At 43.9% G+C, this 11,794-nt stretch carries 10 protein-coding genes; 6 read left to right on the top strand and 4 right to left on the bottom strand.

The genetic code is table 11. The features are described 5' to 3' along the window. Positions 1-105 precede the first annotated feature (105 nt). The 3 genes from GC098_RS07970 to GC098_RS07960 all read left to right on the top strand — a co-directional run bounded on the left by GC098_RS07970 (position 106) and on the right by GC098_RS07960 (position 3,266). The gene (locus tag GC098_RS07970; protein WP_171642628.1) at positions 106-789 is read left to right on the top strand and encodes a DNA alkylation repair protein; all 684 of its coding nucleotides are present in this window, start codon (positions 106-108) and stop codon (positions 787-789) included. A gap of 207 nt (positions 790-996) precedes the next feature. Beyond that, on the top strand, positions 997-2,043 hold the full coding sequence (gene add / locus GC098_RS07965) for an adenosine deaminase (protein ID WP_171642626.1): 1,047 nt from the start codon (positions 997-999) through the stop codon (positions 2,041-2,043). A 461-nt stretch (positions 2,044-2,504) separates the two neighbouring features. Continuing rightward, positions 2,505-3,266 (top strand): (S)-benzoin forming benzil reductase, encoded by a 762-nt coding sequence (locus tag GC098_RS07960; protein WP_171642624.1) that lies wholly within the window; start codon positions 2,505-2,507, stop codon positions 3,264-3,266. Positions 3,267-3,286: 20 nt separating this feature from the next. Here GC098_RS07960 and mscL read toward each other — a convergent pair whose 3' ends face one another. Further along, on the bottom strand, positions 3,287-3,754 hold the full coding sequence (gene mscL / locus GC098_RS07955; protein WP_171642622.1) for a large conductance mechanosensitive channel protein MscL: 468 nt from the start codon (positions 3,752-3,754) through the stop codon (positions 3,287-3,289). Positions 3,755-3,875: 121 nt separating this feature from the next. Then, positions 3,876-4,991 (bottom strand): histidinol-phosphate transaminase, encoded by a 1,116-nt coding sequence (gene hisC / locus GC098_RS07950; RefSeq protein ID WP_171642620.1) that lies wholly within the window; start codon positions 4,989-4,991, stop codon positions 3,876-3,878. Between the two features lie 167 nt (positions 4,992-5,158). Here hisC and GC098_RS07945 point away from each other — a divergent pair, with 167 nt between their 5' ends. Next, positions 5,159-7,852 carry an ATP-binding protein gene (locus GC098_RS07945; protein ID WP_171642618.1) on the top strand — a complete coding sequence of 898 codons (2,694 nt, stop codon included), beginning with the start codon at positions 5,159-5,161 and terminating at the stop codon, positions 7,850-7,852. Between the two features lie 172 nt (positions 7,853-8,024). Here the strand turns inward: GC098_RS07945 and GC098_RS07940 are convergent, their stop codons facing one another. Together GC098_RS07940 and GC098_RS07935 are read right to left on the bottom strand one after the other, a co-directional pair. Further along, on the bottom strand, positions 8,025-10,175 hold the full coding sequence (locus tag GC098_RS07940; protein ID WP_171642616.1) for a 5'-nucleotidase C-terminal domain-containing protein: 2,151 nt from the start codon (positions 10,173-10,175) through the stop codon (positions 8,025-8,027). A 125-nt stretch (positions 10,176-10,300) separates the two neighbouring features. Next, positions 10,301-10,594 (bottom strand): hypothetical protein, encoded by a 294-nt coding sequence (locus tag GC098_RS07935; RefSeq protein ID WP_171642614.1) that lies wholly within the window; start codon positions 10,592-10,594, stop codon positions 10,301-10,303. Positions 10,595-10,751: 157 nt separating this feature from the next. On the opposite strand from GC098_RS07935, the gene GC098_RS07930 reads away from it, so the two are divergent. Next, positions 10,752-10,973, top strand: coding sequence for a hypothetical protein (locus tag GC098_RS07930; RefSeq protein ID WP_171642611.1), 222 nt, complete (start codon positions 10,752-10,754; stop codon positions 10,971-10,973). Between the two features lie 69 nt (positions 10,974-11,042). Then, positions 11,043-11,432 carry a VOC family protein gene (locus tag GC098_RS07925; RefSeq protein ID WP_171642609.1) on the top strand — a complete coding sequence of 130 codons (390 nt, stop codon included), beginning with the start codon at positions 11,043-11,045 and terminating at the stop codon, positions 11,430-11,432. Positions 11,433-11,794 lie beyond the last annotated feature (362 nt).

Here is an 11,794-nt window from a genome sequence, read left to right as displayed (position 1 = left end):
ATAAGTAGTCTATATTAAAAATTCTGCTATAAGCATACCCGAATTACTTTGGAATTGCTACAATAAAGCGTATAGCTGATAGGTTAAAAAGGAGGCACGTAACCAATGGCATCCCCTTATACGGACAAGCTGGAGGCTTGGTTAAGAGCGTACCGCAACACGGCAAATGCGCCAAGTATGGAAGCCTACATGAAGAATCGTTTCCCATTTCTAGGGATCCGTAATCCAGAACGAGTAGCATTGACCAAGCAATTCACGAAAGAACATGGCATCCCTAAAGGTGAGGAGGGGGTCGAGGTTGCCAAAGAGCTCTGGGAGTTGCCGGAGCGCGAGTTTGCCTACACGGCATTATTGGTCCTAACTGGGCTGCGAAAAACCGCTGAACAGGAGCATATCGATGTCTTGGAGCATTTCGTTGTGACAAAATCGTGGTGGGACACCGTAGATATGATCGCTGATCACTTAATCGGCTTTCACTTTCAGAGGTTTCCTGAGTTGATTCCATCCTATGTGGATAAGTGGCTAGCTTCGGATCATATGTGGCTGCAAAGAACGGCGATATTGTTCCAACTAAAATATAAAGAACGGACGGATGTACCGCTTCTGTTTAGCTGTATCAGGCGCATGGCCGATTCGAAGGAATTCTTCATCCGTAAAGCAATAGGCTGGGCGCTTCGTGAGTATTCGAAGACAGATGCCGCAGCGGTACAATCTTTCGTTGCAAGTACGGAGCTTTCGCCGCTAAGTGTGCGGGAAGCGTTGAAAGTGATTCTTCGTAAGGAAAAATGAAATAGGAGATCCGCAGAGGGGGATGAATGACCCTGAAGTGGATTTTTTTTATTTCCAGAACTTCATGCAATGTCATCATACTTTACGCATATATTGAAAAAACGTAATATTTGTCATGTATATTGACATAATCATAACATTCGTGTAAAGTTATTAAAATTCTTTAAAAGCGCGTTACGAGATTAAAAGAAAAAGGAGAGATGGAAGATGAATAACATACGGGCTAACGATCTATTAGCGAGATTACCCAAGGTTGATCTTCACTTGCACTTGGATGGCAGTGTGAAGCCAGAGACGATTCTGGATCTCGCTCGTAGGCAAGGCATTGAACTTCCTGTTTATGATAAAGATGGACTCATTCCACACATGCGAGTAGGTGAGGAGTGCGGAAGTCTCATTGAATATCTAAGCAAATTTGATTTTACTACTCGGTTTTTACAATCTGCTGAGGCCTTGGAGCGAGTTGCCTACGAGGTCGTAGAACAGTCTGCTGAGCATAATTGCAGATATGTGGAAGTTCGTTTCGCACCGCAGCTGCATAGGAACAACGGTTTGACGGTTGAGGAAACGATTCGTCATGTGGTAGAGGGAGTGAAACGGGGGCAGCGGGATTTCGGTGTGAGAGTCGGCGTCATTGCGATTTGCATGAGAAATCATTCTTGCGAAAGCAACCTAGAAGTGATCGAAGCAGCTGCTAAGTATGTAGGGAAAGGCATAGTCGCTGTCGACCTAGCCGGTGATGAGGCGTCGTATCCGCCGGAATGCTTCCGGGAGGTTTTTGCGGAGTCAGGAAGACTTGGTATTCCTGTCACAATCCATGCCGGTGAAGCAGCCGGAGCGATGAACGTGTATGAAGCCGTCACGAATCTCGGCGCTGTTCGTATTGGGCACGGTGTTAGATTGAAGGAGAGCAGGTCCATATTGGAAATGGTCAAGGATCGCCGCATCCCGCTCGAAATGTGTCCGATCAGCAACATCCAAACGAAGGCCGTTTCCGGTTGGGAAGCCTACCCGATTCGCGAATATTTGGAGCAAGGGCTGGTCGTTACGATTAATACAGATAACCCCAGCGTATCGGGTACGAACATTACCAATGAATACCGGGTGCTTGCGGATCGCTTTGGCTTTACGACACCGGAATTGGTTAAGCTGATCATGAATGGCGTAGATGCCGCCTTTATGGAAGATCATGATAAACTGTCGTTAAGACGAGAGATGGAAGAGGAAATGAGTAGTTTGGGCGTGCTTAACTAATAGCCTAATGAGAGAAGAACTCGTTGCGACCAGGCAGCGGGTTCTTTTTTTGAAGAGTTCTTTTCAACCACTTTAGGAGCCGTCTATTGGATATTATCCATCAGAACAGTAGCAATTGTTGCAAAGTGTACAATAACCTACAACCATTGTATAAGCTGTAAAAATATTTTACATTGTTACAGTCGCGAGGGGATGTGGAATCGTGTCTGTAATGATGTTTTTCATACTTACAAACGAGAAAAAAGCAGTTTTATGCGCTGAGCGAAGCTGTAAAGATATTTTTCATCGTTACAGATGTGAGGGGATGTGGAATCGTGTCTGTAACAGTATATTTCATCTTTACAGACGTGAAGATAGCGGATTAGTATCTAACGAGCGAGTGATAGCCAAATTAAAGACATCATTCCCGAAGAGTGGTATCTTTAAAGTATAGGGCGAATTTCAACGGGATGGTGTTGTAAATGGAAACGTATATTATTACAGGCGGTTCAAAAGGACTCGGCGCTGCGATTATCCTGCAGCTTCTACAACAGGGAGCTGCGATTCACTGCATTTCCCGCAGCGACAGTGAAGCTTTGCGCCAAGAGGCGCTGCGCGCGGAAGGTACACTTACCTTCCACGCTTACGACTTGGCAGACACGCAAGGCCTATATTCGCTCATGGAGCGAATCCTCGGCACGGTGGATGGAGCGGATTCCATCACGCTCATCAATAATGCTGGCATGCTCGAGCCGATGACGTCGATCGGCCGAGCAGACCATGACGACCTGCAGCGCAGCCTGCAGGTCAATCTCATCGCGCCCGCGCTGCTGACGAACAGCTTCATTCGGCTCACGCAGGCGTGGCCGATTGTGAAGCGGGTCGCCATCATCTCCTCGGGCGCGGGGAAGAAGCCCTACCCCGGCTGGGGTGCCTACTGCACCGCCAAAGCCGGGCTGGACATGTTGACGCGCTGCGTGGGCGTCGAGCAGATGAACCAACCGCACCCGGTGGAGATTTACTCCATCGCACCGGGTGTGGTTGACACAGATATGCAGCGGGAGATCCGCGCTGCTGCGGAAGTGGACTTCCCGCAGGTGAGCCGGTTCGTCCAGCTCAAAGAGCAGGGCGAGCTGCAATCGCCCGAAGCGACTGCGAGGCAGCTGCTCTACCTGCTTCAGACGAATGCCTTCGAGCAAGGCGAGATCGCCGATCTGCGCACAAAAAAGCCCGAATCGATATAATTCGATTCGGGCTTTTAGCATTATTGAATACTACCGGAAACTGCAGTACCTGATGACAGCTCTGAAGTACAGAACTTACAGCGTGTAGCTTGTACAGGAATTTCGGACAAGCAGTGCGGACAAGATTTGGATGTTACCGTTTTTTCTTTCGGCTCTTCCTTCTTGCGGAACTTGCTAAGCTGTTTGATAACAAGGAAAATGACAAAAGCAACAATTAGAAAGTCTAGGAAGGTCGAAATGAATTGTCCGTAATTAAAGGTAGGCGCACTAGCTGCAACCGCATCTTTAAGGGTATCGTAATGCTTGCCATTTAATGAAATAAAGAGATCATTGAACTTCACTTTGCCAATTAGCAATCCAACAAGCGGCATAATTAAATCATTTACAATCGAAGTAATAACCTTCCCAAAAGCTCCTCCAATAATAACCCCAACAGCCAAATCTACCATGTTCCCTTTGAATGCAAAATCTTTAAATTCCTTAAGCATTGTTTCGCTTACCCCCATGAGACAATAATTGTTAGTATTGTAGCATATTTGATTGGGCGCAAACAATTGGCGGTAGGTTTCGGCTTATCGTTCAAGGCGTTTTTGGGCTGTGGCGATGAAATCAGGTTTGCTGAACGAATATTTCTCGAAGCGCCTCGATTAATACCCTATGATCGTCCGACGTCCCAACTGAAATCCGCACATGATTAGGAAGGTTCCAAGCTCCGCCATAACGAATAATAATGCCTTTATTCATCAGCTTTTCATAGATGTTTTTAGCGTCCGGGCCAAGCTCAACCAATAGGAAATTACTCATGCTGCGTGTGAATTTCAATCCCATTGCCTGCAAGCTTTCATATAACTGCTCTCTCCCGCGAGCATTCATCTCACGTGTCGCATCAAGATGCTGATCATCCTTAATCGCTGCAGTAGCGCCAACTTGTGCTAAAGCATTCACATTGAATGGTTCTTTGACCTGACGGATACTATGCAAAATACTTGGTGACGCGATGCCATACCCTACACGAATACCAGCCAATCCGTATATTTTCGAAAAGGTTTGTGTGACGACGATGGGGTAGCCCAAACGCACAAGCTCCAACCCATCGCTATAATCATCCGCCGTCACAAAGTGACTATAAGCCCCATCGAAAATAACAAGAACATAGGAAGGGAGCTCATCCATAAGCCGGTGTAAATCTTGTTTCTTCATATATGTGCCTGTTGGATTGTTAGGTGAGCAAATATAAAGCAGTTTGGTTTGTTCAGTTACAGCAGCGAGTATATCGTCAACATCATAACGGTAATCTTCACGAAGCGGTACTTGCACGACACTTGCGCCCATTAAATTAGCCCCGAATTCATATTCGCTAAAAGTTGGAGAAGGAACAATAATCTCATCCCCTGGTTCCAAAAATGTCTCCGAAATAAGTGTAATGAGTTCATCGGCTCCATTGGTTACAAGGACTTCATCAGAAGAAAGTTGTAATTTCTCCGCAATTGCCCCCCTAAGATCAATCGTGTCGGCGTCGGGGTAGCGATGGATATCGGTCAGATAAGCTTGAATGGCTGTTAGTGCTAGTGGCGAAGGGCCTATAGGATTTTCGTTAGAAGCAAGCTTGGTGACCTTTTCGATACCTAATTCTCGTTGAACTTCCCAAATGGGTTTCCCAGGAGAGTAAGGCTTCATGCGTGAAAGAACGCTGCGAGGGCGGATGTGTTTAATTGTCCGACTCATAATAATCACTCCTATTTATTTAAATTATTTTAATTTAATGCGTTACTATAATAATACATTAACTTGGTAAAGTAGTAAAGTATATATAATCTCCATATCCCATTTTTTGGAGAACATAGTATAATACACGTATAAGGCGAATTCTTACTAAAGGAAGGGACTGCAGCATGATGGGGAAAAATAGATTTGGTATCCGTTCCAAGATTATGATTGGGTATATGTTCATCATTGTCTGTTTAACCATTTCATTTGTATTAGTTAATTATCAAGTGATCTCCATGCAGAAAGATAGAAATTATATCATCGAGCATGATTTTGCCGTCCATAATGAAACGAATCGTATCGAAAAATATGTGATGGATATGGAAAGCGGGCAGCGGGGCTATTTACTTACGGGTGTTCTCAGCTATTTAGAACCCTACAACGTAGGCGAGTCGAAGTGGAGGGAATCCTACAGTCGTCTCAGTCAGCTGACTCGAGATAATAGCATACAGGAGCAAAATCTTTCTTCCATTAAGGCGTCAATCGAACGATGGCTTCAGCAGAGCGGAGGAAAGTCCCTATCTTCGATGAGAAATAACGTTAATAACGAAACGTATTTTGATTATAATTTTTTACTTGGGAAGCAAGTTATTGATGATATACGCTCACAGTTAGATCGCTTTCGCAGTGTTGAAATGGGACTTACCAAGCAAAGAGCAGCGCACTTAGATGCACAGAATCAGATGCTGACCACGTCTCTATTCGTCATGTTAACGCTTGTTGTTATATTTTCAATAGCAGCTGCATTATTAATTTCCCGATCTATCGTAGGGACGATTAAAAAAGTAACACGAAGTATTATGAATTTAAGTTCATCGAAGAGAGATCGTTCTAAACGTATACAAGTTACCATGAACGATGAGGTGAAAGATCTTGCGGAAGCAATGAATGTTCTGCTTGAGAATCAAGAAGAGATGGAGTGGCAGCAGCGAAAATTAACGGAAGTCGTTCATATGCTTCAAGGGATCTCGGATATGGAAACACTTGGGAAATCCTTTATTAGTAAAGCGGCTGAACTGTTTGATGCTTCTTACGGTCTTCTATATCTTCGTTCTTCCTATGAAGACAAGGATTCTATGATTAAGTTGGCATCTTATGCGGTCATGGGGGGGAGCGATGGCATTGGGGTTCACCGATTCAAATTGGGAGATGGACTAGTCGGTCAATGTGCGGTTGAGAAGCGAATGTTTCACCTAACCAATATACCAGATAGTTACATTACCCTATCGTCTGGACTTGGAGCGGCGAAAGCTCAAAGTGTTCTGATCGTACCCATTTTACATAACAATGAAGTTATTGCTGTCATGGAGCTGGCCTCCTTTGATAAATTTACTCCGCTGCAGCTTGAGCTGCTTGAAGATATTCTCGAAGTATTAGGTACAATTGTACATAGTGTGCAAACGCGTGTTGAAGTTGAGCGGCTTTTAAAAGAATATCAGATCATGACGGAAGAACTTCAAACGCAACAAGAAGAACTGCACATGACGAATGAACAGTTGGAAGAACAGAATCGATTTGCGGAAGAAAGGTCACGGGAGCTAGAGAATATCAAAGCATCTTTTGAAGAACATGCGGTTCAGCTGCAGCAAAGTTCTCGATATAAATCGGAATTTTTGGCAAATATGTCACACGAACTCCGTACCCCATTAAACAGTGTGCTTATCCTTTCCCAAATGCTACAAGAAAATAAACAGGGTTCGTTGACCAAAGAAGAGCAAGAGTACGCCCGTGTTATTCATTCTTCAGGGAATGATCTTCTGCATCTGATTAACGATATTCTTGATCTATCCAAAGTCGAAGCTGGCAAATTAGATATTCATGTCGGTGAAATGAATGTATCAGAGCTTCCCGATATATTGCGAAGTCAATTTGCAAAGGTGGCCGAACAGCAAAGTCTCACTTTTAGCATCGTGCGCGATTTACAGGTTCCAGATATTTTCTATACGGATGAACAGCGATTAAGCCAAATTATTAAAAATTTACTCTCGAATGCCTTTAAATTTACACATAAGGGCTCTGTTCAGGTGAATTTGAGTATGTGCAGCGAGGAGCAGATTAAAGAGTTTCTGCCATTGGCTAAACATAGACAAGTTCTGGTCATATCCGTAAAAGATACAGGGATTGGGATATCTCCTGAGAAGCAGCAATTGATCTTCGAGCCGTTTCGCCAGGCGGATGGAACAACGAATCGTAAATATGGAGGGACAGGCCTTGGATTATCGATAAGCCGTGAATTAGCCCGACTTCTTGGTGGTAGGGTTATTATGCAAAGCGAAGAGGGAGTAGGCAGTACCTTCACGCTTTATGTTCCTTCATTGGAGCATGTCTTTAATGAAACTGAATCCATGCAGAAGGAAGCTGCAGCTGCGTCTTCCCCAATGATAAGTGACTTTCTGCTTAGGGATGCCTATAAGAAAGCCGCTGATCCAGCAGAGAGGAACAATTTTAGCGGAAGAAAAGTACTTGTCGTCGACGATGACGTTCGGAATGTGTTCGCTCTAAGCAATGCTTTTGAGAAAGAAGGAATACTGGTTACCGTTGCTCATAATGGACAGGAATGTTTGGAGATCATGAAGAAAGATCAAGACATCGATCTCATACTTATGGATATCATGATGCCTGTTATGGATGGTTACGAAGCCATGCGAATGATTAGGAAAGATACCCGATTTGAGAAAGTGCCGATTATTGCATTGACGGCCAAGGCTATGAAACAGGACAGGGACATTTGCTTGCAAGCAGGAGCCTCCGATTATATTAGCAAACCGCTTAATTTAAGCCAATTGCTATCCCTGATGCGTGTATGGCTGACCAAATAGAAAGACCTTTGACCCTATCCATTTTTGGATGCGGTCAAAGGCCTTTTTTTATTTGTAGATAAGAAAGTATAAGTTTTATACTTTTGCTTCGCATCTACCTTGACAAACGCGCTCGTCCCAGAAGGACGACGAAGTCGTTTATCCTTGTATGAGGTTAATAATTAATGATAGCTTATTTCTTCAAATCCAAACGCACATCGCGACCATCGTCCTGCACAGATAGTTCTTTACCAGCAGCTTTCAGGGAATTAGCATAATTCACCCAAGCGTCCAGCATGATGGCGCCATCTTTCCAATCTTTCACTTCACCAAATACCGTAAAGCCATCGCCACTGCCAGTAGCCATAAAATCATTGGTTGTTACTTTGAATGTACGGTCTGTATTAAACTTGCCATCGACATAAATTGGTGTGCCATCTACCAGGGTAATTTTGGAATATTTCTCACCGAGTGGCTTCGTGCTGTCCCATTCTACTTTCATGCCGGAGAATTGAATAGCCGGAAGATTTGTGTACTTATCTGTAACTTCGAGTGCTTTTTTGATTTGAGCAGCAGTCATTGTGCCCGTTACGTTGTAATTGCCGAAAGGGAACACTTCAAACATTTTGCCATACGTCAACTCACCTTTGTCTACATCAGCGCGAATACCGCCAATATTAGTGAAGGCAATATCGGATTTCTCAGAAGCGCGCATGGCATCTGTGATGCTGTTTCCTAATTGGGAAGCGCCGTCGCGATCAACTCCACCATTGGTAGCAAAGCGGAAAGATTTACGAGTTAGCGGCTCTGCAGCAACGACTTCAACCTCTCCGGATTTTGCCGAAATTTTGGCTTTATAATCTTCAACCGTTTGGTGAATCTTTGCGTCAGCTGTCGTCAGGTTCGTATATGTTTCCAGCAAGCTTGCATTCGAGGATACGACTTGCTTTGTGGATTTGTCTACAAACAGTTGAATGTGCCCAACCGCATACAGCCAGCTTTGAGCCTCTACAACAGGAATGCCATTCACGATACCGGCAACACGCATATGGGAGTGACCACCGACAATCGCGTCAAGGGTGCCATTCCCAGTGCCTTTTGCAAGATCAGCAAGCTCACTAATGATTTCAGCAGATTTTTGGTTTTGCTCACCTGGTAGGTGGGAGGTAACCATAATGATGTCGACACCTTTAGCGCGAAGCTCAGCAGACAATTCTTTAGCCATAGGAACTGGATTTACAAAGGAAAGGCCTTCAATGTTTGTTGATTTCGTTGTTGTTGTCGTTTGTGGCGTTGCGAAGCCGATGATACCGATTTTCAGGCCATCTTTCTCAACAATGACATAGGGTTGTGTCCAGTCAACGCGTTTACCTGTTTTATCATCGATAATATTAGCCCCGAGAATAGGGAATTTAGCTTTCTTAATGTTGTCGATCAGAACGTCGCGACCGAAGTCGAACTCGTGGTTTCCGATAGCCGCGGCATCATATTGCACTTGCGCCATCGTATCCATCACGGATTGACCATTCGTCGTATTGGAAATCAGCGTACCTTGCCATGCGTCCCCGCCATCAACAACGACCGTTCCTTTTGGATTTACAGCACGGAAATCGGTCACGATACCACCGAGTGTTTCGATACCGCCTTGACCCTGATTTCGCTTTTTATCGAAGCCGACTTCAATTTTACCGTGAATATCGTTCGTTGTTAAAATATCGACCACTTTAAATAAAATAGGCTTAAGGGCCTTAGCTACTTCATCACGCGTTACTTCCGCAGTAGGATTGAAGTTACCGTCAAGGGTAGGTGTGAAAATTCCGCTGATAACGGCATAGGCGACATAAGGTCGGGATTCTTTAGCGATGGAGGAGGAATCTTTGAAGTAGTTCAACACATTCTCGTTCACTTTTGGCAGTTGGCCGCCAGTTACGACTTTAACGATCAACTCAGCAAGCTCTTGGCGAGTAACGGCAGCATTCGGGTGAAACGTACCGTCAGCAAAGCCGCTAATGAGTTTAGCTGCAACGGCATTCGCAACCGCTTGTTTTTGCCAATTTGCAAGGTCCGTGAACGTGACAGAACCAAGATCTGCACTTTTCAGCTTGGCAGCACGGTTAATCATTGTTACCACTTCAGCGCGAGTAGCAGCATTTGCACCGCGGTAGTCGGTATCCCCGTAGCCCTCAATAGCGCCGTTATCAATGGCAAGACGCAAATCTGATTTCATTGAAGCGGGAGAAGAGGGTGCTGCTGTTTCAGCAAATGCTAGGCTGCTAGCGAAAGAGCTAGTAAGAACGGTAACAAGAGCGAGCGCTGTAAGGCGGGTGGTCAATGTTTTTTTCATGTGTTAAAAATTCCTCCTTCAATTAATAGAACTGCGGTTAATAAGCCCATCTATTAGTATAAGGGGAAATGGTAGATTTTGAGAAGTGAAGAAATTGTTATTAGATGAAACAACAAAAAAAGCCATTAACCTTCCAAAGGTGAAGTGGCTTGTCGTTCCGTATAAACTTCAAAATGATAGATAGTATTGCGTGTCAGTACCCGGAAATCCAATCCGTCCCGATCTATTGCTTGAACTCTAGTTGTTTTGAAGGGTATATATTGATGGACGCCTGATAGGATCATTGGGCACCCAACCTCAGTAGGGTTCATTTCACGGAATGTTTGCCCTTGAATTTCATCAAAATTGAATCGTTCCGATCGATGCTTGGGTGTAATCCCGTCCACTTCATAGATTTGAAGAAGCTTTAGTAATCTCATATTTGCACCCTCCCACCTCGTCTTCTTTACTCTAGTATACACTGACTTTATATCTAAGGCGAAATCTATGAACCTAACATAAACCTAATAAAGTTCTGACACTTTCCTAGATTCCAAATTATACAATTGAACCATTGATAATGGGGGTGTTAATGGGATGATGCACGCGAAAATTCTAGTCGGGGAAAAAGAAGTTCTTATGTTTTTTGAATCCATGTATCAGGATCATTTACAGATAGCGGCTCAAACCATAGTGAAGCATTTATCCAATGCTCAAGTGAGAAAAGTATTTGATGATATTGGTTTGGTCAATATTACGAATAAAGAAGTGACGCTCTTCTCGCTGGATGGCGAAATGGAAACGCTCAGTATCTCTTAAAGACGGTCTAGTCCTCTCATGCTCTTTTCGTTACAATAGAAGGAGATGAATGGAGGAGGTTATGTACAGATGGCAGTTTTGAAAATGGAGCATGTCGGTGTAATGGTAGCGAACTTGGAAGCATCGATCCGTTTCTATGAAGATGTGATTGGACTTAAGCACAAAGGTACTTTGTTACATACGAATGGTGTGATCAAACTCGGTTTTCTTGGCTTTGAAGCATTAAATGAAACTGAAGTTGAATTAATAGAGGGTTATAACGCGGGTTTACCGCAAGAGGGAAAAGTTCATCATTTGGCCTTTACTGTGGATGATATTGAAGAGGAATTTACAAGAATCAAAGGATTGGGAGTTGAGCAGCTGGATGCTGAGATTACGACCCTTCCGAATGGCTCCAGATACTTCTTCTTTAATGGTTTAGACGGAGAGCGTATCGAATTCTTTCAATCTACGCGTTGATTCGTAATAATCTGCTAGATAAGGCAACCCTTTTACTTGAGTTGTAGATTCCCCCTTGAATTTTCCTTCAATAGATAGAATGGAATACTAATGAGCTTCAAAGGATGCAGAGGGCTGCATCCTTTGTGTTTGGATTCTATGTAGGAACAATTCAAAACAATTGCAATTATGGAACATTTCCAAAAGGGTTGTAATTGGTTTCTCTACGTGTTACATTATTCCTCGTTGCTTTGAAGCGGCAAATCACCATGAGTCATTAAATGGGACTTGCATTCAAACAGCAAGCTATGTTATTATTGCTTTCCGACAGAGAACGATAGAAATTGACAAGAAAAAAAGTGCTTGCAATTGATGTACGAGCT

Source organism: Paenibacillus phytorum (assembly GCF_013141715.1).
GTDB lineage: Bacteria > Bacillota > Bacilli > Paenibacillales > NBRC-103111 > Paenibacillus_E > Paenibacillus_E phytorum.
The sequence above is the reverse complement of the archived record's forward strand: the minus strand, read 5'-3'. Positions and strand labels throughout refer to the sequence as shown.